The sequence below is a fragment of the Sphingopyxis italica genome, assembly GCF_011926545.1.
Taxonomy (GTDB): Bacteria; Pseudomonadota; Alphaproteobacteria; order Sphingomonadales; family Sphingomonadaceae; genus Sphingopyxis; species Sphingopyxis italica.
Window position 1 is genome coordinate 281,478 of sequence record NZ_JAATIT010000002.1, and the last position, 22,719, is coordinate 304,196.

The following is a 22,719-nucleotide window of genomic DNA, read 5'->3' on the forward strand; positions in this document are numbered from 1 at the left end:
GATGCGTATGACGAAGTGGAAACCGACCGGATGGGCGCTCGCGGCAGTTGCGGCGACCGCTGCCGTGGCTCTCGCCGTGCCGTCGGCGATGGCGCAGCGCGACCCGGCCTATGCCGCCGCGCGCGCCGCCGGACAGATCGGCGAGCAGCCCGACGGTTATCTGGGCTTCGCGACGACGCCGACCCCGGCGATCCGCGCGCTGGTGCAGGACCTCAATATCAAGCGGAAAGCGGCTTATACCGCGAGCGCGCAGTCGACCGGCAGCACCGTCGAGCAATTCGCCTTTACCAGCGGCTGCAACCTGATCGCGAAGACCAAGCCGGGCGAGAAATATCAGACGCCGGGCGGTGCATGGAAAACCCGCGACGCGAGCCCGCCCGAACGCGACGCGCGCTGCCCGTAAAATCCGCAACCGAATAATGGAGCCCGTCGGGCTCCCATATGCCGCCGCGCCCCTAAACGCGGCGGCATTTTTTCGACACTAGGCGCGGATGGCCTTGCCCGATTCCGTTCGTGTCGAGCGAAGTCGAGACATCCCTCGTCCGTGCAAGGCCTCACGGCATCTCGACTTCGCTCGATGCGAACGGGAAGAGGGATCGGCGGCGGCATTTTTGTGCGCAAGCAGAAGCATTGACTTAATCGGGCGGCGTTCCTAAACGGACCGCGCCTTAGGGGTCCCCCGAATTTTCGGGCCTTTTTTCGCAGGCGGAATCGGGAGTTTCCGGTTCTGTTTCAGGAGGATGGCGCAAATGACGGGGAATGGCAGCGATCCGGAACTTGGCTCTGAGGATTCGCGCCTGGTCTCGCTCGAAGAGCGATTGGACCGGGCCGAAGCCGCAGAAGCAAGAAGGACCGCAGCGACCGCCGGACCGGAGACCGATGCGAATTACAAGCTCGGCAATCGCGTTCTGGCCGAGCTGCTGGGCGGGATCGGTGGCGGCGCGCTGGTCGGTTGGACGATCGACCATTTCGCCGGCACGGCGCCCTGGGGCCTGTTGGCGGTGCTGTTCCTTGGAATAGCCGTCGCCTTCAGGAATATATTTCGGATTGCGAATGTTCGGCCCAAAAAGCCGGACTGACAGGATTTTAGGCGAGGTATCGCGTGGCGGATCAAGGCAAAGTGGACCCGATGCACCAGTTCGAGGTGCAGAAGATGTTCGACATGTTCCATGTCGGCAATCATGAGGTTGCCTTTACCACCAGCGCGATGTGGATGGTGATCGCCGGCCTCTTGCTCTGGGTCTTTATGATCGGCGGGATGAAGCGCCAGCTCGTTCCCGGTCGCTGGCAGGTCGCCGTCGAGGGCTTCACCGGCTTCATTTCCAGCATGATGAACGCCAATATCGGCCCCGAAGGCCGCAAATATACGCCCTATGTCTTCTCGCTGTTCATGTTCATCCTGATGCTGAACGTGATCGGCCTCATGCCCTTCGGCCTGTTCGGCCTGCATCCCTTCACCGTGACGAGCCACTTCGCGATCACCGGTTTTCTCGCGATCCTGAGCTTCTCGATCGTCCTGATCGTCGGTTTCTGGCGCCACGGCCTGCATTTCTTCTCGCTTTTCGTCCCGCACGGCACGCCCTGGTGGCTGCTGTGGCTGATCCCCGCGATCGAGCTCGTATCGTTCCTCGTCCGCCCGTTCAGCCTCGCTCTCCGACTGTTCGTCGCGATGACCGCCGGCCACGTGCTGATGAAGGTGTTCGCCTCGTTCATCATCGACGGCATCGCTGCTGGCCCCGCGGTTGGCCTTGGCGTCGGGATCCCCAGCATGGCGCTGATGGTCGGGATCAGCGGGCTCGAATTGCTGGTCGCGGGTATTCAGGCCTATGTTTTCGCGCTGCTCACGTCGCTCTATCTGAACGACGCGATCAATCTGCACTGATATTTCAACTAGTTAATTAACGTTTTTCCCAAGGAGTATAAAATGGACGTTCAAGCTGCTTCGCTCATCGGCGCCGGTCTGGCCGCCATCGGTGCCGGTATGGCCGCCATCGGTGTGGGCAACGTCTTCGGTAGCTTCCTCGAAAGCGCGCTGCGCAACCCCGCGGCCGCCGACGGCCAGCAGGGCCGCCTGTTCATCGGCTTCGCGGCCGCCGAGCTTCTCGGCCTGCTGTCGTTCCTGATCGCGATCCTGCTGTACCTCAAGGCAGCCTGATTTCGTCTGCGGGGCTGGCTCGCTAAAAGTCGGCCCCGCGACTGCTTTTCTTTTGTCGGTCGAGTATATCCATGCCTCAAATCAGCCAATTCGCTGAAAGCTGGTACGCCGCATCGCAGATTTTCTGGGTGCTGCTGACCTTTGGCTTCGTCTTTTTCGTCATCGGCCGCGGCATGCTGCCGAAGATCGAGGCGACGGTGGACGCGCGCGACCGCAAGGTGGCCGACGATCTGGCGGCGGCGAAAGCCGCCCATGCCGCGGCCGACGGCCTGGAAGAAAGCTACCGCCAGCAGAGCGACGCGAGCCGCGCCGCCGCGCAAAAGGCGGTGACCGACGCCAAGGACAAGGCGGCAAAAGACGCCGAAAAGCGTCTGGCCAAGGTCGATGCCGAACTCGCCGGCAAGCTGGCGGCGGCGGAATCCGAAATCGGCGCGGCGCGCACGTCGGCGATGGCGGAAATCGAGGCGGTCGCGGCCGAAGCGGCGGGCGACCTCGTCGCCAAGCTGTCGGGTGTGAAGATCGCCACGGCGGATGCCAAGGCGGCGGTGAAGGCGGTGCTCCATGGCTGATTTCCTGATGGTCCTGGCCGAAGGGGTGGCCGAACCGAAGTCTTTCGGTATCCTCACGGCAACCACCTGGGTGTCGATCGCGATGACGATCTTCATCGCGATCCTGCTGTGGAAAAAGGTGCCGGCGCTGATCGCGGGCATGCTCGACAACAAGATTGCCGAGATTTCGAAGCAGCTCAAGGAAGCCGAGCAACTGCGCCTCGACGCCGAATCGTTAAAGGCCGAATATGAGGCGAAGCTCGCCGACGCCGCGAAGGAAGCCGACGAGATGCGCGCCCGCGCCGATGCCGAGGCCGAGGCGCTCGTCGCCAAGGCCAAGACCGATGCGACCGCGCTGATCGCGCGCCGCAAGCAGATGGCCGAAGACCGCATCGCCGCGGCCGAAGCCGGCGCCCTCGCCGAAGTTCGCACCGCGGCCGCCAAGGCGGCGACCGAAGCGGCGGCACGGCTGATCGCCGACAAGCACGACGCCGCAGCGGACAAGGCGCTGGTCGATCAGGCCATCGCGGGCGTCGCCAAGGGCTGAGCCCTTCGACATCACCGGATAACGAAGCGCCCGCGGTTTTCCGCGGGCGTTTTGCTTTGGAGCATTGGTCTTGATTGGAGATGGGCGCAACCGTTGGTCGGTCACTTCATCGTCCAGAGCGATCGGTTGCTGTCGCTCGGCCTACCAACTCCATTCGCATTGAGCGAAGTCGAGATGCCCCTCGGCCTAGGGGTGCCGATGGGCGTCTCGACTTCGCTCGACACGACGGAATACAGAACCGACGGGAAAGCGACGCTTGGTATCTCGTCACCCTGAGCTTGTTTCAGGGTCCATGGCCCAGCCGTTTCCTTCGGCGCTGCGCGGGATTGGAGGTCAGGCCATGGATGCTGAAACAAGTTCAGCATGACGAAACTATACGGCAGTTCACCACCCCAAAGCCACCACGCGTCTCATCTTACCCATCGGCGGCCCCAGCTAGGCCGGCGCGATTTCCCAAAGGATCGGCTTGGTCGCGTGAACATTCTCGCGCGCCTTGGCGAGCGTGACGTTCATCAGGCCGGAGCGAATTCTCCCGTCGCCTCTTCCATCAGATGCAGCACGCCATCGTTGATCGCGAAAAACGCGCCGCGTAGCTTCAGCGTCCCGCGCCGTTCCTTTTCCTGAATGCAGGGAAAGGTTCTGAGGTTGTCGATGCTGACGCGCACCGCGGCCATTTCCATCGCGCGGCCCGCTTCGCGGTTATCGATGTCGGCATGTTCGGCACGCACCGTCTCGGCCGCCTCGTCGAGCACCGCGATCCAGTCGGCGATGAAGCCGCCGCGTCCAGGCTCGGCGCCCGCCATCGACTTGTGAAGCGCCGCGTGGCAGCCGCCGCACATTCCGTGGCCCATCACGACGATTTCCTCGATCTTCAGGAACTGCACCGCGAATTCGAGCGCGGCCGAGACGCCGTGGCGCCCCGGCGTCGTCTCGAACGGCGGCACCAGCGCCGCGACGTTGCGCACGACGAAAATTTCGCCCGGGTTGGTGTCGAAAATCTGCGAGGGTTCGGAGCGGCTGTCCGAACAGGCTATGATCATCACCTTGGGCGATTGCCCCTCCGCAAGCTGTTCCCAGCGTTCGCGTTGCTCCGCCCAGCCGCCGTTACGGAAACGCCGGTAGCCCTCGATCATGTCAGCAAAGTGAGTCATGGACGCGCCTTAGCATAGGTAGAGAGGTTGAGAAGAGGCGCGTGCGCGACTATGTGGGCGAAATGAACGCTCCCGCCCAGCCCCAACCGACCGCCACCACCACTCCCAGTCAGCGCCAGCGCAAGCCCGACTGGATTCGCGTCAAGGCGCCGACCAGCCCCGGTTACGCCGAAACGCGCAAGCTGATGCGCGAGCTCAACCTGCATACGGTGTGCGAGGAAGCGGCGTGTCCGAACATCGGCGAATGCTGGACCAAGAAGCATGCAACGGTGATGATCCTCGGCGACACCTGCACGCGCGCCTGCGCCTTTTGCAACGTCAAGACAGGGATGCCGCGCCCTGTCGACCTGCTCGAGCCCGAGCATACCGCGATCGCCGCCGCGAAGATGGGCCTGAGCCACATCGTCATCACCTCGGTCGACCGCGACGACCTGCCCGATGGCGGCGCCAGCCAGTTCGTCAAGGTCATCAACGCGCTGCGCCGCGAGACGCCGCAGACGACGATCGAGATCCTGACCCCCGATTTCCGCAACAAGCCCGAAAGCGCCGTCGCGGCGATCGTCGATGCGCGTCCCGACGTCTATAACCACAACCTCGAAACCGTGCCGCGGCTCTATCCGACGATCCGGCCCGGTGCGCGCTATTACGCGTCGCTGCGCCTGCTCGAAAGCGTCAAGCGCCGCGATCCGTCGATCTTCACCAAGTCGGGCGTGATGCTCGGGCTCGGCGAGGAGCGGCTGGAGGTCCATCAGGTAATGGACGACATGCGCAGCGCCGACATCGATTTCATGACGATGGGCCAATATCTCCAGCCGACGCCGAAGCATGCCAAGGTCATCGACTTTGTGACCCCGCAGGCGTTCGACGCCTATGCGCAGATCGCGCGCGCGAAAGGCTTCCTGCAGGTCGCCTCGTCGCCCCTCACGCGTTCGAGCTATCACGCCGGCGACGATTTCGAACGGATGCGCGCCGCGCGTGAGGCGCAACTGGCGCGCGTCAAGGCGGACTGATTGCCCCGGCACCACGAAACGCGCGAGTTGCCGTATAGCGACGAGCAGATGTTCGCGCTCGTCACCGATATTGCGCGCTATCCCGAGTTCCTGCCGTGGGTCGTCGCGCTCCGCATCCGCGACGACAGCGAGCATGAAACCGTCGCCGACATGATCGTCGGCTTCAAGGGGCTGCGCGAAAGCTTCTCGTGCCGCGTCCACAAGCAGCGGCCGCACGAGGTGATCGTGAGCTATATCGACGGGCCGATGAAGCACCTCAGCAACGAATGGCATTTCCGGCCCGCCGAGGGCGGCGGTTGCCGCGTCGACTTCATGGTCGATTTCGCATTCCGCAGCCGCATGTTCGAGGCGCTCGCGGGGCAGATGTTCGACAAGGCGCTGCGCAAGATGATCGCGGCGTTCGAAACGCGCGCCGACGAACTTTACGGGGCGGGGAGGGTGACATCCTCCGACGGCCGCAGCGAATCCTTGCCCGGCTGAAGCAGTTCGAGCGCGAACAGCGTCGCATGATGGCGGATCGCGCGGCGATCGGTCGATTCGAACTGGACGCGCTGGGTGAAATAATCGTCGGGGTCCTGCCCGCGCAGCGCGCGCGCGAAGACGACCTGACCGACGGGCTTCTTCTCCGACCCGCCGCCCGGCCCGGCGATGCCGGTGATCGCGACCGCGACATCGGCGTCGCTGTTCGCGAGCACCCCCGCCGCCATCGCCCACGCCGTCGCGAGCGATACTTCGCCGAAGGTTTCGAGGATTTCGCTGCTGACGTCGAGCTGCGACTGTTTGGCGTGTCCCGAATAGGTGACGAAACCCGCGGAGAACACGTCCGAACTGCCCGCTATGTCGGTCAGCGCGGCGCTCACCATGCCGCCGGTGCAGCTTTCGGCGACCGCGATCCGGCGGCCCGCCGCGCGGTTGTCCGCAAGCACGGCGGTGGCCAGATCGTCGCGCGCGGCAAGGCGCGTTTCTTCGGCAGACTGCAAGGTTCAATTCTCCGGAAGTTGCAAGGTCGCGACGGCCTGCGCAGCAATCCCCTCGCGGCGACCGGTGAAGCCCAGCCGCTCGGTCGTTGTCGCCTTCACACTAACCCGTTCGATCGGAAGCGCAAGGATTTCGGCAATGCGCGCGCGGATCGCGGCGCGATGCGGCCCGATCTTCGGCGCTTCGGCGATGATCGTCAGGTCGATATGGTCGATGCGTCCGCCGCGCGCGCCCACCCGCTCGCCGGCGAAGGCGAGGAAGCGGTGCGATGCGGCGCCGCGCCATTGCGGATCGCTTGGCGGGAAATGGTCGCCGATGTCGCCGTCGGCGAGGCCGCCGAGGATCGCGTCGGTGATCGCATGAAGCGCGACGTCGGCATCGCTATGCCCTTCAAGCCCATGACTATGCTCGATTTCTATCCCGCCGATCCACAGCGGCTTGCCGGCAACGAGGCGGTGGACGTCATAGCCCATGCCGACCGCGGTTCGCATCATGGCGTTCGTCCCCAAAAGCCCCGAAAGGATCGCCATATCCTCGGCATATGTCAGTTTGTGGAGCCGGGCATCGCCCGGCACGGTCGCCACGGCCACACCAAGCCGGCGAACGAGTTGCGCATCGTCGGTCGCGGCCGCCTCGACCGCCTCGGCATGCGCGCGGCGCAAAATGCCCAAGCGAAAGGCCTGCGGGGTCTGGACGCGCGCCAGAACGCTGCGGTCGACCACATCGCCGGCTTCGTCGTGCGCCTGTTCGACGAGTGTATCGGGGACGGGCAATGTCGGGATCGCGGCGTCGGCGGTTTGCAGGGCGGCCAGCAAGCGGTCGATGATTTCCCTGCTTACGCCCGGCCGCGCGGCGTCATGGACGAGTATGAACGCCCCGTCTTCCCATTCATCGAGCGCGGCGAGTGCGTTGCCGACCGATTGCTGGCGTTCCGCGCCGGGATCGGCGGAAATCCAGTCCTCCGGCAGCGGGCCGATCGCCGCCATGACGTCACCATTCGCCACTAGCACGCCGCCCGAAATCCTCGGATGCGCGATGAAGGCATCGAGGCTCCATTGCAGCACCGGTTTGCCGCCGAGCCGTTCGAGCTGCTTTGGCCGGTCGAAACCGGCGCGTATTCCCTGGCCGCCGGCGAGCAGGATCACCGCGGCACGCGGGGCAGGGGGAGGGGCGGACTCGCTCATCTGACGCGCCGGTTAGCGCAGCCGCGCCTTGCGGGAAAGCGGCTTAGCGTGTAGGGGCTGCTCAAAATTTAGGCAATCAGACGAAAGCTCCTCGCCATGGCGCCGCTCAGGCCCATCCAGATCGGCAATATCACTATCGCGGATCCCGTGATCCTCGCGCCGATGACGGGCGTCAGCGACCTGCCGTTCCGCAAGCTCGTGCGCTATTACGGCTCGGGGCTCAACGTCACCGAGATGATCGCGAGCCAGGCCGCGATCCGCGAGACGCGCCAGTCGATCCAGAAAGCGGCATGGGATCCGGTCGAAGAGCCGGTATCGATGCAGCTCGTCGGCTGCACACCCTATGAAATGGGCGAAGCCGCGAAGCTCAATGAGGATCGCGGCGCGTCGATCATCGACATCAACATGGGCTGCCCGGTGCGCAAGGTGACCAACGGCGACGCCGGATCGGCGCTGATGCGCGACCTGACGCTCGCCGCGGCGCTGATCAAGTCCTGCGTCGAGGCCGTATCGGTGCCGGTGACGGTCAAGATGCGCATGGGCTGGTGCCACGACAGCCTCAACGCCCCCGAACTCGCGCATATCGCCGAGGATCTGGGCGCAAAGCTCGTCACCGTCCACGGCCGCACGCGCAACCAGATGTATCGCGGCGAGGCCGACTGGGGTTTCGTACGCTCGGTCAAGGACGCGGTCTCGATCCCGGTCATCGTCAACGGCGACATCTGCTCGGCCGCCGATGCCAAAACCGCACTCGCGCAGAGCGGCGCCGACGGCGTGATGATCGGGCGCGGCGCCTATGGCCGGCCTTGGCTGCTCGGTCAGGTGATGGCGGCGCTGCGCGGGGAGGCCGAGCGGCCCGACCCCGGCCTCGACGAACAATATGACGTCATTACATCGCATTACCGCGCGATGGTCGGCCATTATGGCGAAATGACCGGGGTCAATATGGCGCGCAAGCATCTCGGCTGGTACGTCAAGGGACTGCACGGCTCGGCCGAGTTCCGCAACAAGGTCAATCAGATCCCCGACAGCAAGGGCGTGCTCGACGCGCTCGAAGCCTTTTATGGCCCGCATCTGACCAGGGCCGCTGCGTGAGCGCGCTCACGTCGAGCATCCCGCGCTTCGACCATGACGAACTGATTCAGTCGCACCCCATTCCCACGCTGTTGATCGACGGCGGCGGGGTCGTGCTGTTCGTCAATGCCGCCGCCGAACAGCTTTGCAACGTCAGCCGTTCGGCGATGGTCGGGCGCGTCATCTATGACGTCATCGCTATGGATCGCAGCTATCGCCAGCGGATGAGCGACGCCGCGACGTCGGCGCTGTTCGCGCATCGCGCCGAAATCTCGGTCGGCGGGCGCAAAACGGTCTTCGTCGATATGCAGATGGTCCCTTACGGCAGCAGCGGCCACCGCATCCTCGCGCTCGTGCCGTCGCAAAGCGATGCCGAGCTGATGGGCGGCGCGATCGGCCGTTCGGGGCGCGCGGCGGGCGCCGCCGCATCGATGCTCGCGCATGAGATCAAGAACCCGCTCGCGGGCATCAAGGGCGCGGCGCAGCTGCTCGCACGCAAGACCGATGCCGGCGGCGAACCCTTCACGACGCTGATCTGCGCCGAGGTCGACCGGATCGCGACGCTGATCGACCAGATGGAGCATTTCTCGCGCGGGCAGCCGATCGCGTGCGGCCCGATCAACCTCTACCAGCCGATTCATCAGGCGATGGAAACCGCGCGCGCGCGTCAGTTTTCGGGCGTGCGCTTCGCCGAGGATTTCGATCCGTCGCTGCCGCTGGTGCACGGGAACCATGATGCCATGGTGCAGATATTGCTCAACCTCGTGACCAATGGCTGCGAGGCGCTGGGCGGGCGCGACGACGGCGTCGTGCGGTTGACGACCGCCTATCGGCACGGCCTGTCGATCGACAATGGCGACGGACGCGGGCGCATCGCGCTGCCGATCGAGGTCAGTGTCAGCGACAACGGTCCCGGCGTCCCCGCCGACATTCGCGGCGACCTGTTCGATCCCTTCGTGACGACGAAGCGCGAGGGACGCGGGCTCGGCCTCGCGCTCGTCGCCAAGCTCGCGCGCGACATGGGCGGCACGGTCCAGCATATCCGCGACGGCGAATGGACGCGCTTTCGTGTGCATCTGCCCGTAGCGCAAAAGGGGCGCCGCGCATGACACGGGGCAAGACGATCCTGCTCGTCGAGGACGATCCGGCGATCGCGATGATCATCCGCGAAACGCTTGTCGGCGAATGCGGCCATTTCGTGTCGGTCGCCAGCCTTGCCGAGCGCAATGCCTGGCTGGCCGACCACCGCGCGGACCTCGTTATCACCGACGTCGTGCTGCCCGACGGCGACGGCATCGATTCGCTGGCGCACACGGGCATCGACCCCGCGACGCCGGTGATCGTGCTGTCGGCGCAAAATACGCTCGACACCGCGGTGCGCGCGACCGGCATCGGCAGCTATGACTATCTGCCCAAGCCCTTCGATCTCGACGAACTGACCGCGAGCGTCCGCGCCGCGCTTGAACGGCGCAGCGAACCGGCGACGCGTGACGCCGCGGCGCCCGCCGACAGTCACGGGCTGGTCGGGCGCGCACCGGCGATGCAGGCGGTCTACCGCACCATCGCCCGCCTCGCATCGAATGACCTCGCGGTGCTGATCCTCGGCGAATCGGGCACCGGCAAGGAAGTCGTCGCGCGCGCGATCCACGCGACCGGGCTGCGCCGAAACGGGCCGTTCGTTGCGATCAACATGGCGGCGATCCCGCGCGAGCTGATCGAAGCCGAGCTGTTCGGGCACGAAAAGGGCGCGTTCACCGGCGCGCACAGCCGCAATGCGGGACGTTTCGAGCAGGCGGCGGGCGGCACGCTCTTTCTCGACGAGATCGGCGACATGCCGATCGAGGCGCAAACGCGGCTGCTCCGCGTGCTTCAGAGCAACGAATATTCGACCGTTGGCGGCAATCAGGCGTTGCGCGCCGACGTGCGCGTCATTGCCGCGACGCACCGCGACATGCGGACGCTCGTCGCCGATGGCCGCTTCCGCGAGGATCTCTTCTACCGCCTCAACGTCATTCCGGTCACGCTGCCGCCGCTACGCGACCGGCGGAGCGACATCGCCGCGCTTGTCGGCCACTTCGTCGAGGCGGGGCGCGGCTCGGGGCTTCCCCACCGCCAATTCGCGCCTGCGGCGATGCAGTGGCTCGAACGCCATGACTGGCCGGGCAATGTCCGCGAGCTGGGCAACGTCGTCCAGCGGCTCGCCGTGCTTTCGCGCGATACGGTGGTGACGGTGCGCGACGTCGAGACGGTGCTCCGCGAAAACGGCGAGGGCGGCGGAGCGGTCGAGCCCGCCGCGCTGATCGCGCGCGCCGTCGACGACTGGGTGCGCGAGCAGATGGCGGGTGCGACGAACGAGGGCGACATTCACGGACAGCTCGAGGCGATCGTCGAGGCAGCGCTTTTCCGCCGCGTCCTGCGCGAGGTGCGCGGCAATCAGCTCGAGGCGGCGCGGCGACTCGGGATCAATCGCAACACGCTGCGCAAGCGGCTGGGGCAGCTCGACATCGACCCGGCACGCCCCTGAACCGGTAAATAGTCCCGGAATCGGCGCAATTGGGCGACGGACGGGCCGATTGTGTGTTTTCTATGCAACAGGATTGTCGTAACGCGGCAACAATGGCGCAAGCGGCTTCCTTGGCATTCGGCATGGATTCGGACGAAGAGGAAGTGCGCTCGGGCTTCTGGCGCTTTGGAGCACCCGAATATTACACGCTCGCGGTCATCGTCAGCGTGGCGATTGCGACCTATATTTTCGTCACTGGGGACGCGCAGAGCGAGCGATTGCTGACGCCGGCGCTGGTTGCCGCAATCATGGTCGTCAACCTCGTTCCGGCGATGGCGCTGATCGTGCTGATCGGAAGCCGCGTCGCGCGCGCGCGCGCGGTGCGGACGATGGCGGGGGGTAACGGGCGGCTTCATGTGCGGCTCGTTGCGCTCTTTTCGCTAATCGCCGCGGCGCCGACGCTGCTAGTAGTAATTTTTGCGTCGCTGCTTTTTCAATATGGCGTCGATTTCTGGTTTTCCGACCGCTCGCGCGGCATGTTCGAAAATGCGGCCAGTCTGGCCGAGGGCTATTACCTGGAAAACCAACGCGAGGTTGGGGCAAATACCGTCAAAATGGCAGGCGACCTGAGCAGTTTGCTGAGCAGGGCGCGTATGGACGACCCCGACTTCACCAACTATTATTTGCAGCAGGTCGTGGTGCGAAGCCTGAACGAATCGGCCATCATCGAAATTGGCGATGATGGCATAGCGCGCACGGCCGCTATGATCGACCCGGACAATCGCACGGCTGAAAACCGGCTGACGGACGAGATGAAGAACCGGCTTGACGCCGGCGAGGATGTCGTCGTGATTCGCGAACCAGACCGGATTAATGCCGCGACCCGGCTTCCTGGATCGCGCAACGCCTATCTCTACGCCTCACGCGATTTCAATGTGCCGGGCTTCCAGCAGTCGATCCGCGCGGGAACGGTGCTTGCCGACTATAATGATCTGTTCGATCGGTCGCGGCTGCTCCAGCTCCAGTTCAACGGCGCACTCTATCTGGGCTCGCTCTTGCTGCTCGCGCTCGCGGTGATCGCCGCGATCGTCGTCGCCGATCGCATCGTCCGTCCGCTCGGGACGTTGATCGGTGCGACGCGCACGGCGGCGGGGGGCGACCTGTCGGTCCGCGTCACGCCGCCGGCGCGCGACGACGAAATTGCGGTGCTGACGCGCGCCTTCAACCGGATGACCGAGCAGCTGGAAGGGCAGACCGGCGTGCTCGTCAATGTGAACGAGCAGCTCGAGGCGCGGCGCAGCTTCATCGAAGCGGTATTGAGCGGGGTGTCGTCCGCCGTGGTCTCGGTCGATACCGATCGCCGCATCCTGCTGGCGAATGCCGCTGCCGAGCGGCTGATTGGCCAGTCGGCGGAAAGCCTGACCGGCCAGCCGCTCGACGATGTGGCGCCCGAACTGGCGCGGCTGCTCACCGGCGAGGAACGCGAGGGGATCGTGCAATTGTCGCGCAAGGATGCCGAGCCCGCGACGCTCGCGGCCAAGGCGGTGGCGCAGGGCGACGGCTTCGTGCTCAGTTTCGAGGACATCACCCAGCAACTGCTCGACCAGCGGCGCGCGGCCTGGTCCGACGTCGCCCGGCGCATCGCGCATGAGATCAAGAATCCGCTCACGCCGATCCAGCTCGCCGCCGAACGGCTCCAGCGCCGTTTCGGCGATAAGGTCGAGGGCGACGCGGCGACCTTCCGCAAGCTCACCGATACGGTGATCCGACAGGTTCACGACATGCGGCGCATGGTCGACGAATTTTCGAGCTTCGCGCGAATGCCCAAGCCGACCTTCGGCGTCGAGGATGCACGCGACATATTGCGCCAGGCCGTTTTCCTGTTCGAAGTCGCAAAGCCCGACATCGCCTTTTCGGTCAAGACGCCGGCGGAGATCGAACCGCTCGTCTGCGATCGCCGCCTCTTGTCGCAGGCGGTTACCAATATTGTAAAAAACGCTGTCGAAGCAATTGAAGAAAAATATAAAAACTCCGATTCCATCGCTACGGGCCACGTCGGCGCGGCGCTCGAAATCGGCCCGGGGGGAGAGGTGATCATCCGCGTCACCGACGACGGCATCGGGCTGCCCGAGGCGCGCGACGCGATCGCCGAGCCCTATATGACGACGCGACAGGGCGGCACCGGTCTCGGCCTCGCAATCGTCAAGAAGATCGTCGAGCAACATTATGGCGACCTTGAATTTTTGGACAATCCGGCGGGGCAGGGGACGTGCGTGACCCTGACGCTCCATCCCGACCGGCTCCGGCCTTTGGCCGGGAAGGGCGGGGAGCAGAATATGGGGCAAAATGAAACGGTTCCGGGGCGCATCCGGAATCGTCAGGACAGAGAAGATCATGGCGCTTGATATATTGATCGTCGACGACGAACGCGACATTTGCGACCTCGTCGCCGGGGTCATGGAAGACGAAGGTTATGAGGCGCGCACCGCGTCCGACAGCGATTCGGCGCTCGAGGCGATCCGCCAGCGACGGCCGTCGCTCGCGCTGATCGACGTCTGGCTGCAAGGCTCGCGGCTCGACGGCCTCGGCCTCGTCGAAGCGATCAAGGCGTTCGATCCGACGCTGCCGATCATCGTCATCTCGGGCCATGGCGGCCTCGACACCGCGGTCGCCGCGATCCGCCGCGGCGCGTTCGACTTTATCGAAAAGCCGTTCGAGGCGTCGCGCCTGCTCCACCTCGTCGCGCGCGCGACCGAGAGCGAAAGACTCAAGTTCGAATATGAGCAGCTCCGCGAAAAAGCCGGGCCGTCCGACGAACTCACGGGAACGAGCGCCGCGATCAACAATGTCCGCGCGACGCTGAAACGCGTTGCCGGAACGGGAAGCCGCGTCCTGATCACCGGCGCGCCCGGGGTCGGCAAGGAAGTTGCTGCACGCGTGTTGCACGGATGGAGCGGCAGGCACAATGCGCCGTTCCGCGTCATTTCGTCGGCGCGCATGGACCCCGAAACGGTCGAAACCGAATTGTTCGGGTCCGAAGCCGAGGATGGGTCGATCCGCGTCGGGCTGCTCGAACAGGCGCATGGCGGGACCTTGTTCCTCGACGAGGTCGCCGACATGCCGCTGACGACGCAGGGCAAGATATTGCGCGTCCTGACCGACCAGAGTTTCGCGCGCGTCGGCGGCCGCACGATGATCCGCGTCGACGTCCGCATCATTTCGGGGTCGGCGCGCGACCTGATGACCGAAATCACCGAGAGCCGGTTCCGCGAGGACCTCTATTATCGGCTCAACGTCGTGCCCGTGCATATCCCCCCGCTGCGCGAGCGGCGCGACGATATCGCCAGCCTGTGCGACCATTATATCCGGCGTTACGCCGCCGACCGCCGCGTTCCGCCGCCCGAGATCAGCGCCGAGGCGATGGCGGCGCTGCAGGCGCATGAATGGCCGGGCAATGTCCGCGAGTTGCGCAACGTCATCGAACGCGTGATGATCCTCGCGCCAAGCGACCGGCTGGCGCGGATCGACGCCGATATGCTGCCCGCTGAACTGGTGCGCGGCGGGACCGATATCCTGCCCAATTCGGAATCGATCACCGCGATCCCGCTGAAAGAGGCGCGCGAAAACTTCGAGCGCGAATATCTGCGTATCCAGATCAACCGCTTTTCAGGCAATATTTCGCGCACCGCGACCTTCATCGGGATGGAGCGGTCGGCGCTGCACCGCAAACTGAAACTTTTGGGCCTTACCGAGAGTTCGGAAGGCGAAGCATAGGCTGGACGTTCCCGGTGCTTTGCCGCATATTGCGTTTTAGAAGAAGGTTTTGAATGCCGGGGAAAACCGGCGCCGTACCCGCGGTTCCACCGCCAAAAACAGGAGGCAAATGTGTCCGATAAAAACCAGAATCTCCAGGATATTTTCCTCAACGCCCTCCGCAAGAGCAAGACCCCGGTGACCATGTTCCTGGTCAAGGGCGTCAAGTTGCAGGGCATCATCACCTGGTTCGACAATTTCTCGCTGCTGCTCCGCCGCGATGGACAGTCGCAGCTCGTCTATAAGCACGCGATCTCGACCGTGATGCCGTCGCACGATTTCGACCTGTCGCTGCTCGGCGACAATCTGCGTGACGCGCCGGCCAGCAAGGGCAAGGCGCTGCAGGACGTGTTCCTGAACGCGGTCCGCCGTTCGGACGAGTCGGTCACGATGTTCCTCGTCAACGGCGTGATGCTGCAGGGCGATATCGTCGCGTTCGATCTGTTCTGCATGCTGCTCGAGCGCGAGCGGCAGGTCCAGCTCGTCTACAAGCACGCGATTTCGACCGTTCAGCCGAACGGACCGATCAATCTGACCGACAATGGCGAGGCTGACGGCGAAGCGGATAACGCCTGATCGACCCGCCCAAAACCTCGATGGCCGACAATGAAGACGAGGTAGCGCGTGGCGCCCCCGCGCTTGTCATCGTACCCGAATGGCATAGCCAGCGGCTCGCGCGCGATCTCGACGCGCGTGCGGAGGAGGCGCGGGGGCTCGCGGTCGCGATCGGGCTCGACGTCGTCGCCGTCCACACGCTGCGCTTGCGTCAGACGCGCGCCGCCACCCTGCTCGGCGTCGGGCAGATCGACGCGATCGCGCCCGACATAGCAGCGAAGGGCGTCCAGCTTGTCGTCGTCGATGCGGCGCTCAGCCCGATCCAGCAGCGCAATCTCGAAACGGCGTTCGGCACGAAGGTGATTGATCGCACCGGGCTGATCCTCGAAATTTTCGGCGAGCGCGCGGCGACGGCCGAGGGGCGCTTGCAGGTCGAACTCGCGCATCTCGACTATCAGGCGGGACGGCTCGTGCGCAGCTGGACCCACCTCGAACGCCAGCGCGGCGGTTTCGGCTTCCTCGGCGGCCCCGGCGAAACGCAGATCGAGGCCGACCGGCGAATGATCCGCAACCGGATGGCGCGGATCCGGCGCAGCCTCGACGATGCACGCCGGACGCGCCAGCTCCAACGGTCGAAACGCCAGCGCGCGCCTTGGCCCGTCATCGCGCTCGTCGGCTATACCAACGCGGGAAAATCGACTTTCTTCAACAGGTTGACGGGAAGTGACGTCATGGCGGAAGATATGCTTTTCGCCACCCTCGATCCTACGATGCGCGAAATCCGGCTGCCCGGCATCGACAAGGCGATCCTGTCCGACACGGTCGGTTTCGTGTCAGACCTGCCGACCGAACTCGTCGCCGCGTTCCGCGCGACGCTGGAAGAGGTCACCACCGCCGACCTGATCGTCCATGTGCGCGACATCGTCCATCCTGACAGCGAAGCGCAATATGACGACGTGCGCGCGATCCTGAACTCGCTCGGCGCGAACGGCCCTCAGGACGGCGGGGAGGGCGATACGCCCGAGGCCATCCCGCAGATCGAGATATGGAACAAGGTCGATACCGCCGATGTCGATCGCCGCGCGATCATCGAAGAAATGGCGGCGCGGCGTCCCGACGTCGCGGTCATTTCGGCGGTGACGGGCGAGGGCGTCGATGCTGCGCGCATCCTCATGGCGTCACAATTGACCGCGCAGCACCAAGTGCAACGCATCTATCTCGGTTATGAGCAGGGCGAGGCGATGGCTTGGCTTCATGCGCGCGGCGAGGTGCTTGCCGACGAGCCGGAGGGCGCGGGCCATGTGCTGACCGTGCGGCTCGATCCCGCCGACCGGGCGCGCTTTGAACGACTGTGGCCGGCTAGCGGCGCTCCGACGCCTTGACCGCCAACCAGTGATCCTCCTGCGAGTCGAGCGACAGGCCAGCGATGCTGCCTCCCGCGCGATCTTCCATCGCGGCGAAGCGCCCGGCGAATTTCAGATTGGCGTCGCGTAGTGCGCTTTCCGCATCGACGCCGAGCTTGCGCGCATAGTTGACGACCGCGAACAAGAGGTCGCCGACCTCTTCATGGCGTTCGGCCTCATTCACCGCATCCGCCACCTCGGCCAATTCTTCGGCGATCTTGTCGCGCGGACCGTTCACATCGGGCCAGTCGAAACCGACGCGCGCGGCGCGACCTTGCAGCTTTTGGGCGCGGAGCAAAGCCGGCAGCGTTAGCGCGACGCCCGCCAGCGCACCGCTGGGTCCTTCGGCGGCGCGCTCATCGGCCTTGATCGCTTCCCATTGCCGGCGAACGTCGTCGGTCTTGCGGTCGCCGAAAATGTGCGGATGGCGGCGTTCCATCTTGTCGCTGATCGCGTTGGCGACGTCGTCGAAACCGAACAGGCCGTCGTCGGTCGCTATCTGGCTATGGAACACGACCTGGAGCAACAGGTCGCCGAGTTCATCGCGGATCGCAGCAGGATCGCCGCCGGCGATCGCGTCGGAAACCTCATAGGCTTCCTCGATGGTATAAGGCGCGATCGTCGAGAAATCCTGCGCGAGATCCCATTCGCAACCGCCGTCGGGATTGCGCAACTGGCGCATGATGCGGAGCAGACGATCGATGGGGGATTGATTCGCCGGAGCGGGCATGTGATTATCCGATAATATATATTATGTTAAATATGATCCGATCGGCGAGAGAATGAGCGACGCCGATCCCCTCTGCACGGCAAATCATATGCCCCCGTCTAAAATCGCTTCCTGCCGCAGTAAAGCCCGAGCGCCCGATGTGCGGGCGGTTGGTTGGCGCAAAATCGAATCTCTCCGACGACGCTATCAGTGCTGAACCCATCCGGCGTCCCGCGCCGCCCGTTCACCCCCGGCGTCAAGTGCGTCGCGCTTCATCATGGCCGCCGCCGCCGCGGCAAGTTCGCCCGATGAAGCCTGCCGGTAATCGCCGCGGGTTTGGCCCGGCAGCGTCCTTTCGATCTGCCAGCGATCCTGCTCGCGGCACCCGATGCCGTCGATCGCGCGGCTTTCGAAGCTGCGGCAATAGCGACCGGTCTTGTCCTCGAAGCTGAGCATGATCCGCACCGCGGCATCGCTGGGCTGGGTCGAGGCGAGCTGCGTATCGAGCGCTTCGGCGAGCGGACCCGCCGCGACCAGCGTGCCGTCATCGATCGCGACATCAGCGGCAGGCGTCCAGGGGCGCAGCCCGATCGTCAGGCCGAATATCAGCGAAGCCGCGATGGCGCCCCAATGAATGCCACTAAAGCGCGCGCGCGCGGCGCTGCGGCGATCGACCAGACTGGTATCGACCTCGTCATCGACCACGAGCAATGCGCCAAGCCGTTCGGGAACCGCCTCTTCCACGATGGGAGCATAATGCGCCTTCAGCCGCGCCTTGAGCGCGCGGTGGCGGGCGATCTCGGCCGCTAACGCCGTGTCGGTCGCGGCCTCGCGCTCGATGCGGCGCGCGGTGAGGTCATCGAGTTCGCCGTCCACGAAAGCGGCGACGGTGGCGGGATCAAAGCTCATGCCGCTTCTCCGAGATAGAACATCAACGCCTCGCGCCCACGCGCGAGGCGCGAGGTGACGGTGCCGACCGGCACCTCGAGTATCTCCGCTGCCTCGCGATAGGCATAGCCTTCGACCAGCACGAGCATCGCGACTTCGCGCTGTTCGTCCGGAAGCCGGGCCATCGCGCCGTCGACATCGCCGCGCAAAGCGCCCGCCTCGACCTCGGCGGCGCCTTCGCCCGCGACTTGCGTGACCGCGTCGTCGATCGGAGTGTGAACGCCGCGCCGGCCCGCTGCACGGCGCTCGTCGATCCAGAGATTGCGGGTGATGCGGTACATCCAGCTGTCCAGTCTCGTTCCTGATTGCCATTGGTCGCGCGATCGCAGCGCGCGCTCGATCGCCGCCTGGCACAAATCGTCGGCATCGCTTTGATGACGCGTCAATCCGCGCGCGAACCGGCGCAAGCGCGGCAGTAATTCGACCAGTTCCTCTTCAAAGCGCATATTCGCCTTTTCGCTGTGTTCGAGGAAGAAACGACGCCACTCTATCGTTTCTTCCGCAGCATGCTAAATTTTTCGGACGCGGCTGGTTCGCACCCCGTCCGTCCCGCTGATACGAGGAGTTTCGATGCGCGCCTTGATCGCCCCCGCCATACTGCTCTCGCTTCTGTGCGCGGGAATCGCATCGCGTGTCGACGCCCAGATCGGCTTGCCGTCGGTCCAACTGCCCGGCGTTGCTCGCACCCTGCCCTCGCTACCCGAAATCGCTACCGAACCGCTGATAGACGTGCGCGACACGCTCGCGCGGGCCCGGCTCGACCGGATCGCTACGCTGCTACGCGACAATCGCGACCGCATCGAGCGCGACCGCAACGGCCAGCCCGCAGTGCGCGGCATACTCGTTGCAACGGGCGTCGACGAGGCGATGATCGCGCGCGCGGCCGAGGACGGGTTCCGGCTGGTCGACCGCGATCGCATCGAGGGCCTCGACCTCGACATCGTTCGCTTCGCTGTTCCAGATGGGCATAGCCTCGCTCGCGCGCAAAAGAAGCTTTCCAAGCTGCTCCCCGATGCCGAAGTCGATGCCGACCATATCTATTTCGCGAGCGGTCCCGGTGGGGCGCTGCCCACCGTGGCATTGGCGACGACAGCGTCGCCTGGCCAGGCACGGCTCGGATTGATCGATGGCGGCGTGGCCGCGCATCCGTCGGTCGCGGGCCGCGTCGAGCAGCGCGGCTTCGCTGCCGGTGCACCGCATGCAAGCCGCCACGGCACCGCTGTGGCCTCGCTACTGATCGGCAGCGGGCGGGTGCGCGGCGCGGCTTCGGGGCAGAAGCTGCTCGCCGCCGATGTCTATGGTTCCGATCCGGCTGGCGGTAACGCGAGCGCCATCGTGCGCGCGCTTGGCTGGCTGGTTCAGCGCGGCGCCGCGGTGACCACGATCAGCCTCGTCGGGCCCGACAACAAGCTGCTCGCGGCCGCCGTCTCGCGCGCGCAGCAGCGCGGCATGTTGATCGTCGCGGCAGTCGGCAACGACGGCCCCGCCGCTCCGCCCGCCTATCCCGCCTCCTATAAAGGCGTGTTTGCCGTGACCGGCGTCGATGCCAGGAATCGCGCCTTGCCCGAGGCTGGCCGCGCGCTCCACCTCGACTTCGCTGCGCCGGGCGATGCCGTGCTGGCCGCGACCGGCGTCGATGCGACCGACCGCCTGCGCGGCACTTCTTTCGCCGCGCCGTTGGTCGCCGGACGGCTCGCCCTCCGCTATCCCGCACCAGCGATCGACCGGATCCGGCCTGCGGTTTCGGCGCTGGTCTTCGAAGCGCGCGACCTGGGAAAGAAGGGCCGTGACAAGATCTATGGCCACGGCCTGATCTGCGGAGATTGCGGCGGCCGCTGACCCGTCCCGGATATTTTTCGGAAGAAATTCGAACGCGCCATCGTTCTTCCTTCAGGCCCTCCCCTCCGGGCCGCAAATGAAGGAGAAGAATGGTGGCACATCGTATTTTCACGCCGGCGCTCGCGCTCGCCGCGTCGGCCTTGGCATTTTCGACCCCGGCCTCGGCGCAGCTGCTCGGCGGTAGCGGCGGGCTTGGGGGCGGGCTCGGCGGAACGCTGGGCAGCACGCTCGGCAATCCGACGGGACCGATCGGCGGAACGCTTGGCAGCGCCGGCGACATCACCGGATCGGGCCGCGGCGACGCCCAGGTCGATCGCCGCTCGGGCCGCGTTCAGGGCAAGGGCAGCGCCGATGCGAACAGCAAGGGTTCGGCGAATGGTGACGTCGATCTGCTCGGCCGCAGCGTCGGCGGCAACGCCAGCGGTTCGGGTTCCGCTTCGGGTAGTGGCAGCCTCGACGCACAAGCCGTCGGCACCGATTTCGTCGGCCAGACCGCGCGCGGCGCCGTCGGAACCGCACGAGGTACCGCTTCGACCGCTACCGACACCGCGCGCGGTGCGGTCGGGACTGTCCGTGATCGGGCCGGAGGCGCGCTGTCGAACGTCTCAGGCAGCGCCAGCGCCGCCGGCTCGATCGCGGGCAGTTTCCAGGGCAGCCTGGGTCAGCTTGCCGCCGCAGGTAGCGGCGCCGCCGGCGGTAACGGCATGTTCGCGGTCGCTCCGGGTATGCCGGTCACCGATCCGCGCGGCAAGGTGATCGGCTATGTGCAGAACCTGCGCCAGACAGGTAGCGGGGTGGTGCAGGCGGTGACGGTCGAAGTCGGCGACCGGGTCGCAACGCTGCCCGCCGCAAGCTTTGCCGGCTCGGGCGACGTGCTCGTAACCGGGATGACGAAAGGCCAACTCAAAGACGCGGCCGAGCAGCAGGAAACCAGCGAATAAGCGATCGAATGGGGCGATCGGCGACGACCCCAATGACGCCGATCGACAACTGGGCGGGCCGCCATGCGGTCCGCCCTCTTTCTTAGCTCGCGGGATCGTACATGAACGCGCGAAGCTCCTGCGGGCAACGGCAGGCCACCGCGATCTTTCGCGCCCATTCGACGGCATCTTCGCGGATCGGCAGCTCGAGCACGGTGAACCCGCCCTTGATCCGGCTGCCCGGATAAGTCCGCTCCGATACCGATCCGTCGCCCGAAACCAACACCGGATCGACCTGCTCGTCGATTCCGCCGCCGAACACATAGACGCCCGCAGCCTTGGCTTCTTCGATCACGGCGTGCGCGTCGACGGAGACCTCGGGCAATTCCTCGTCGGCGACGACCATGGCTTCGCTCGGGAAGGAGATAAGATATTTAGTCATGTCACCGCCTGCCACGTCCGGATCACAAGGAATACGAGCCCGAAGATCGCGACCCATGCGAGCGTCATCTTGAGCCAGTCGGCCATCGGCAACCGGCGCGCGAGCAACGAACTGAGCACCAACGCGAACGCGCCGGCGAACCACAGCGTCTGGACGACGGTATCACCACTCATAGCTGGACCTCCAACCCGTCATAGCCCGGTTCGACCCCTCCGGGCAATTCGGCCGCAAGGTCTTCGTAATCCATCGTATTGTCCATATGCGTGATAATCGCGCGCGGATTGCCGACCTTCGCCAGCCCCTCCAGCGTCATCTGAAGGTGCGGATGCGTCGGGTGGGGATAACGGCGCAGTGCGTCGATGACGAACAGGTCGACGCCTTGGAAGAAATCGATCATTTCGTCGGTAAACTTCGAAAAATCAGTGGCATATGCGATTCTGTGCGCACCGTCGCTGAAGATCAGTCCGCTCGCCTTGATCGGCCCGTGCGGCATTTCGATCGCCGAAACCTCGATCGGGCCGATCGATTGATGATCGTGGAGATCGATCGGGTCGACCGACGCCGGATATCCTGCATTGCCTGCAAAGGCGTAGGTGAAACGCCACTTCAATATGTCGAGGACGTGATCGCGGGCATAGACCGGAACCGCCGAGCGGCGCAGGTGCATGACCTGGCGCAGATCGTCGAGACCATGGGTGTGATCCGCATGCTCGTGCGTCCAGATGACGGCGTCGATCTCGCCTACTCCCGCGTCGAGCAGTTGCAGCCGCATATCGGGGCTGGTGTCGACGAGGATGCGAAAGCCGCCGAGCGATACCATGATCGATGCGCGGCTGCGCAAATTGCGAGGATTGTCGGGATCGCACTGTCCCCAGTCGTTACCGATCCGTGGCACCCCCGAAGAGGTCCCGCAGCCAAGGATGCGAAGCTTCATAAGGCG

26 protein-coding genes are annotated in these 22,719 nt (G+C 65.2%); 17 read left to right on the forward strand and 9 right to left on the reverse strand.

The features are described from left to right. The first annotated feature begins 1 nt into the window (after position 1). From GGR90_RS09035 to GGR90_RS09060, 6 genes are all read left to right on the forward strand, one after another. The gene (locus GGR90_RS09035) at positions 2 to 403 is read left to right on the forward strand and encodes a YdbL family probable chaperone protein (RefSeq protein ID WP_381449003.1); all 402 of its coding nucleotides are present in this window, start codon (positions 2 to 4) and stop codon (positions 401 to 403) included. A gap of 346 nt (positions 404 to 749) precedes the next feature. Further along, positions 750 to 1,079 (forward strand): AtpZ/AtpI family protein, encoded by a 330-nt coding sequence (locus GGR90_RS09040; protein ID WP_167921104.1) that lies wholly within the window; start codon positions 750 to 752, stop codon positions 1,077 to 1,079. Between the two features lie 50 nt (positions 1,080 to 1,129). Continuing rightward, complete coding sequence (locus GGR90_RS09045) at positions 1,130 to 1,882, forward strand: F0F1 ATP synthase subunit A (RefSeq protein ID WP_167921535.1); 753 nt, start codon at positions 1,130 to 1,132, stop codon at positions 1,880 to 1,882. Between the two features lie 42 nt (positions 1,883 to 1,924). Next, positions 1,925 to 2,155, forward strand: coding sequence for a F0F1 ATP synthase subunit C (locus GGR90_RS09050; protein ID WP_037515205.1), 231 nt, complete (start codon positions 1,925 to 1,927; stop codon positions 2,153 to 2,155). A gap of 71 nt (positions 2,156 to 2,226) precedes the next feature. Further along, positions 2,227 to 2,724, forward strand: a complete 498-nt coding sequence (locus tag GGR90_RS09055; protein ID WP_167921105.1) for a F0F1 ATP synthase subunit B family protein — start codon at positions 2,227 to 2,229, stop codon at positions 2,722 to 2,724. Continuing rightward, positions 2,717 to 3,250, forward strand: a complete 534-nt coding sequence (locus GGR90_RS09060; RefSeq protein WP_167921106.1) for a F0F1 ATP synthase subunit B family protein — start codon at positions 2,717 to 2,719, stop codon at positions 3,248 to 3,250. Before GGR90_RS09055 ends, GGR90_RS09060 begins: the two co-directional genes overlap by 8 nt. A gap of 512 nt (positions 3,251 to 3,762) precedes the next feature. Here the strand turns inward: GGR90_RS09060 and GGR90_RS09065 are convergent. Then, a complete protein-coding gene (locus GGR90_RS09065; protein WP_167921107.1) occupies positions 3,763 to 4,401 on the reverse strand; it encodes a carbonic anhydrase in 639 nt (212 codons plus the stop codon). Between the two features lie 62 nt (positions 4,402 to 4,463). On the opposite strand from GGR90_RS09065, the gene lipA reads away from it, so the two are divergent. Both lipA and GGR90_RS09075 read left to right on the forward strand, forming a co-directional pair. Then, a complete protein-coding gene (lipA, locus tag GGR90_RS09070) occupies positions 4,464 to 5,411 on the forward strand; it encodes a lipoyl synthase (RefSeq protein ID WP_167921108.1) in 948 nt (315 codons plus the stop codon). After that, positions 5,412 to 5,891 (forward strand): type II toxin-antitoxin system RatA family toxin, encoded by a 480-nt coding sequence (locus tag GGR90_RS09075; RefSeq protein ID WP_167921109.1) that lies wholly within the window; start codon positions 5,412 to 5,414, stop codon positions 5,889 to 5,891. On the opposite strand, the gene GGR90_RS09080 is transcribed toward GGR90_RS09075, so the two are convergent. Continuing rightward, positions 5,834 to 6,391 carry a CinA family protein gene (locus GGR90_RS09080; protein ID WP_167921110.1) on the reverse strand — a complete coding sequence of 186 codons (558 nt, stop codon included), beginning with the start codon at positions 6,389 to 6,391 and terminating at the stop codon, positions 5,834 to 5,836. The genes GGR90_RS09075 and GGR90_RS09080 overlap by 58 nt on opposite strands. Positions 6,392 to 6,394: 3 nt before the next feature. Then, a complete protein-coding gene (locus tag GGR90_RS09085; RefSeq protein ID WP_167921111.1) occupies positions 6,395 to 7,573 on the reverse strand; it encodes a bifunctional 2-C-methyl-D-erythritol 4-phosphate cytidylyltransferase/2-C-methyl-D-erythritol 2,4-cyclodiphosphate synthase in 1,179 nt (392 codons plus the stop codon). Between the two features lie 96 nt (positions 7,574 to 7,669). Between GGR90_RS09085 and dusB the strand changes: the two genes are divergently transcribed. The 7 genes from dusB to hflX all read left to right on the forward strand — a co-directional run bounded on the left by dusB (position 7,670) and on the right by hflX (position 16,900). After that, entirely contained in the window at positions 7,670 to 8,668 is a 999-nt protein-coding gene (gene dusB / locus GGR90_RS09090) for a tRNA dihydrouridine synthase DusB (RefSeq protein WP_167921112.1), read from the forward strand. Further along, positions 8,665 to 9,756 (forward strand): ATP-binding protein, encoded by a 1,092-nt coding sequence (locus GGR90_RS09095; RefSeq protein ID WP_167921113.1) that lies wholly within the window; start codon positions 8,665 to 8,667, stop codon positions 9,754 to 9,756. Before dusB ends, GGR90_RS09095 begins: the two co-directional genes overlap by 4 nt. Then, positions 9,753 to 11,171, forward strand: a complete 1,419-nt coding sequence (locus GGR90_RS09100; RefSeq protein ID WP_167921114.1) for a sigma-54-dependent transcriptional regulator — start codon at positions 9,753 to 9,755, stop codon at positions 11,169 to 11,171. The genes GGR90_RS09095 and GGR90_RS09100 overlap by 4 nt, the downstream gene beginning before the upstream one ends. 122 nt (positions 11,172 to 11,293) lie before the next feature. Then, positions 11,294 to 13,555 (forward strand): sensor histidine kinase, encoded by a 2,262-nt coding sequence (locus GGR90_RS09105; RefSeq protein WP_245198554.1) that lies wholly within the window; start codon positions 11,294 to 11,296, stop codon positions 13,553 to 13,555. Then, on the forward strand, positions 13,545 to 14,924 hold the full coding sequence (ntrX, locus tag GGR90_RS09110; protein WP_167921116.1) for a nitrogen assimilation response regulator NtrX: 1,380 nt from the start codon (positions 13,545 to 13,547) through the stop codon (positions 14,922 to 14,924). Before GGR90_RS09105 ends, ntrX begins: the two co-directional genes overlap by 11 nt. Positions 14,925 to 15,035: 111 nt before the next feature. Further along, entirely contained in the window at positions 15,036 to 15,539 is a 504-nt protein-coding gene (hfq, locus tag GGR90_RS09115; protein ID WP_167921117.1) for an RNA chaperone Hfq, read from the forward strand. 20 nt (positions 15,540 to 15,559) lie between these two features. Further along, a complete protein-coding gene (hflX, locus tag GGR90_RS09120; protein WP_167921118.1) occupies positions 15,560 to 16,900 on the forward strand; it encodes a GTPase HflX in 1,341 nt (446 codons plus the stop codon). Here hflX and mazG read toward each other — a convergent pair. From mazG to GGR90_RS09135, 3 genes are all read right to left on the reverse strand, one after another. After that, complete coding sequence (gene mazG, locus GGR90_RS09125; RefSeq protein ID WP_167921119.1) at positions 16,878 to 17,651, reverse strand: nucleoside triphosphate pyrophosphohydrolase; 774 nt, start codon at positions 17,649 to 17,651, stop codon at positions 16,878 to 16,880. The two genes, hflX and mazG, sit on opposite strands and share 23 nt — an antisense overlap. Before the next feature lie 186 nt (positions 17,652 to 17,837). After that, positions 17,838 to 18,539 (reverse strand): anti-sigma factor family protein, encoded by a 702-nt coding sequence (locus tag GGR90_RS09130; protein ID WP_167921120.1) that lies wholly within the window; start codon positions 18,537 to 18,539, stop codon positions 17,838 to 17,840. Beyond that, entirely contained in the window at positions 18,536 to 19,024 is a 489-nt protein-coding gene (locus tag GGR90_RS09135) for an RNA polymerase sigma factor (protein WP_167921121.1), read from the reverse strand. Before GGR90_RS09135 ends, GGR90_RS09130 begins: the two co-directional genes overlap by 4 nt. Positions 19,025 to 19,148: 124 nt before the next feature. Here GGR90_RS09135 and GGR90_RS09140 point away from each other — a divergent pair, with 124 nt between their 5' ends. Together GGR90_RS09140 and GGR90_RS09145 are read left to right on the forward strand one after the other, a co-directional pair. After that, a complete protein-coding gene (locus GGR90_RS09140; protein ID WP_167921122.1) occupies positions 19,149 to 20,417 on the forward strand; it encodes a S8 family serine peptidase in 1,269 nt (422 codons plus the stop codon). A 92-nt stretch (positions 20,418 to 20,509) separates the two neighbouring features. Beyond that, complete coding sequence (locus GGR90_RS09145) at positions 20,510 to 21,358, forward strand: hypothetical protein (RefSeq protein WP_167921123.1); 849 nt, start codon at positions 20,510 to 20,512, stop codon at positions 21,356 to 21,358. Positions 21,359 to 21,440: 82 nt separating this feature from the next. Here the strand turns inward: GGR90_RS09145 and GGR90_RS09150 are convergent, their stop codons facing one another. From GGR90_RS09150 to GGR90_RS09160, 3 genes are read right to left on the reverse strand one after another with little or no spacing between them, the layout of a single operon-like run. Continuing rightward, entirely contained in the window at positions 21,441 to 21,779 is a 339-nt protein-coding gene (locus tag GGR90_RS09150) for a YciI family protein (RefSeq protein ID WP_167921124.1), read from the reverse strand. Then, the gene (locus GGR90_RS09155; RefSeq protein WP_167921125.1) at positions 21,776 to 21,952 is read right to left on the reverse strand and encodes a hypothetical protein; all 177 of its coding nucleotides are present in this window, start codon (positions 21,950 to 21,952) and stop codon (positions 21,776 to 21,778) included. Before GGR90_RS09155 ends, GGR90_RS09150 begins: the two co-directional genes overlap by 4 nt. Continuing rightward, positions 21,949 to 22,713 (reverse strand): MBL fold metallo-hydrolase, encoded by a 765-nt coding sequence (locus GGR90_RS09160; RefSeq protein WP_167921126.1) that lies wholly within the window; start codon positions 22,711 to 22,713, stop codon positions 21,949 to 21,951. The genes GGR90_RS09155 and GGR90_RS09160 overlap by 4 nt, the downstream gene beginning before the upstream one ends. Positions 22,714 to 22,719 lie beyond the last annotated feature (6 nt).

Bases quoted from the DNA above. Each gene is read 5' to 3' on its own strand.
- ntrX (WP_167921116.1), top strand. From the start codon at position 13,545: ATGGCGCTTGATATATTGATCGTCGACGACGAACGCGACATTTGCGAC.
- GGR90_RS09040 (WP_167921104.1), top strand. From the start codon at position 750: ATGACGGGGAATGGCAGCGATCCGGAACTTGGCTCTGAGGATTCGCGC.
- GGR90_RS09130 (WP_167921120.1), bottom strand. From the start codon at position 18,539: ATGAGCTTTGATCCCGCCACCGTCGCCGCTTTCGTGGACGGCGAACTC.
- GGR90_RS09085 (WP_167921111.1), bottom strand. From the start codon at position 7,573: ATGAGCGAGTCCGCCCCTCCCCCTGCCCCGCGTGCCGCGGTGATCCTG.
- GGR90_RS09135 (WP_167921121.1), bottom strand. From the start codon at position 19,024: ATGCGCTTTGAAGAGGAACTGGTCGAATTACTGCCGCGCTTGCGCCGG.
- lipA (WP_167921108.1), top strand. From the start codon at position 4,464: ATGAACGCTCCCGCCCAGCCCCAACCGACCGCCACCACCACTCCCAGT.
- GGR90_RS09140 (WP_167921122.1), top strand. From the start codon at position 19,149: ATGCGCGCCTTGATCGCCCCCGCCATACTGCTCTCGCTTCTGTGCGCG.
- mazG (WP_167921119.1), bottom strand. From the start codon at position 17,651: ATGCCCGCTCCGGCGAATCAATCCCCCATCGATCGTCTGCTCCGCATC.
- GGR90_RS09035 (WP_381449003.1), top strand. From the start codon at position 2: ATGCGTATGACGAAGTGGAAACCGACCGGATGGGCGCTCGCGGCAGTT.
- GGR90_RS09060 (WP_167921106.1), top strand. From the start codon at position 2,717: ATGGCTGATTTCCTGATGGTCCTGGCCGAAGGGGTGGCCGAACCGAAG.
- GGR90_RS09155 (WP_167921125.1), bottom strand. From the start codon at position 21,952: ATGAGTGGTGATACCGTCGTCCAGACGCTGTGGTTCGCCGGCGCGTTC.
- GGR90_RS09065 (WP_167921107.1), bottom strand. From the start codon at position 4,401: ATGACTCACTTTGCTGACATGATCGAGGGCTACCGGCGTTTCCGTAAC.
- GGR90_RS09150 (WP_167921124.1), bottom strand. From the start codon at position 21,779: ATGACTAAATATCTTATCTCCTTCCCGAGCGAAGCCATGGTCGTCGCC.
- GGR90_RS09100 (WP_167921114.1), top strand. From the start codon at position 9,753: ATGACACGGGGCAAGACGATCCTGCTCGTCGAGGACGATCCGGCGATC.
- hflX (WP_167921118.1), top strand. From the start codon at position 15,560: ATGGCCGACAATGAAGACGAGGTAGCGCGTGGCGCCCCCGCGCTTGTC.
- dusB (WP_167921112.1), top strand. From the start codon at position 7,670: ATGGCGCCGCTCAGGCCCATCCAGATCGGCAATATCACTATCGCGGAT.
- GGR90_RS09050 (WP_037515205.1), top strand. From the start codon at position 1,925: ATGGACGTTCAAGCTGCTTCGCTCATCGGCGCCGGTCTGGCCGCCATC.
- GGR90_RS09045 (WP_167921535.1), top strand. From the start codon at position 1,130: ATGCACCAGTTCGAGGTGCAGAAGATGTTCGACATGTTCCATGTCGGC.
- GGR90_RS09160 (WP_167921126.1), bottom strand. From the start codon at position 22,713: ATGAAGCTTCGCATCCTTGGCTGCGGGACCTCTTCGGGGGTGCCACGG.
- GGR90_RS09055 (WP_167921105.1), top strand. From the start codon at position 2,227: ATGCCTCAAATCAGCCAATTCGCTGAAAGCTGGTACGCCGCATCGCAG.
- GGR90_RS09105 (WP_245198554.1), top strand. From the start codon at position 11,294: ATGGATTCGGACGAAGAGGAAGTGCGCTCGGGCTTCTGGCGCTTTGGA.